The organism is Cupriavidus phytohabitans (assembly GCF_017815025.1).
Taxonomy (GTDB): domain Bacteria; phylum Pseudomonadota; class Gammaproteobacteria; order Burkholderiales; family Burkholderiaceae; genus Cupriavidus.
The window spans coordinates 1-595 of sequence record NZ_JAGIQB010000235.1; the positions used below are offsets into that span (position 1 = coordinate 1).

Genomic DNA, 595 nt, shown 5'->3' on the forward strand with positions numbered 1-595 from the left:
GAAAAATAGCGAGCCCTTCAGCCTTGTAGAGGCAAGCTTCGCTTTTTGCGCGGCTAGTACTTCAGCAGCCTGCTAAAGCAGGACCATTCCTGTCTCGTCGTCAACCACGGTGCTGGCGATGCGCTTACGTAGTCAGGTCTGCAGAATGCTGAAGGGTAAGGCGCAGCAAGGCTTCGGAAGAATTGTGCTGCGTGCCGAACTCCCAGATCGAACATTTATCTGATTCAAATCCTGGGAGATTTGAGGCCTTGCTGATGAGCACACCGGACTTCTTTCGCAGCCGCTTGGACGGGATGATTGATATGCGGCATCCGCTCGCAGTGCTGGCGACCCGGATGCCATGGAACAACATTGATGCTGCCCTGGCGCCGGTGCTTGCGCGCAAGGGGAAGGATGGCCGCACTGTGGTCGGCGAGGACTTGTTTGGTCCGACGCTGGCAGTGGCCGGTGCCGGCGTCAGTGCCGCTGGCCGGCCTCGCCTGCCGATCCGGCTGATGGTCGGGCTGCTGTACCTTAAGCCATGTGGTTATACACAATTGTCCCCGTCGTCGACGGCTCGTAAGCCTCGCAGTGTCTTCGCCGCGACATGAACTTC

The 595-nt window shown here is 58.7% G+C and carries 1 pseudogene; it reads left to right on the forward strand.

Annotated elements, in window-relative coordinates:
- Positions 1 to 254: 254 nt before the first annotated feature.
- Positions 255 to 518: pseudogene (locus J8I34_RS34295) on the forward strand (IS5/IS1182 family transposase); the annotation flags it as partial.
- Between the last annotated feature and the right edge of the window lie 77 nt (positions 519 to 595).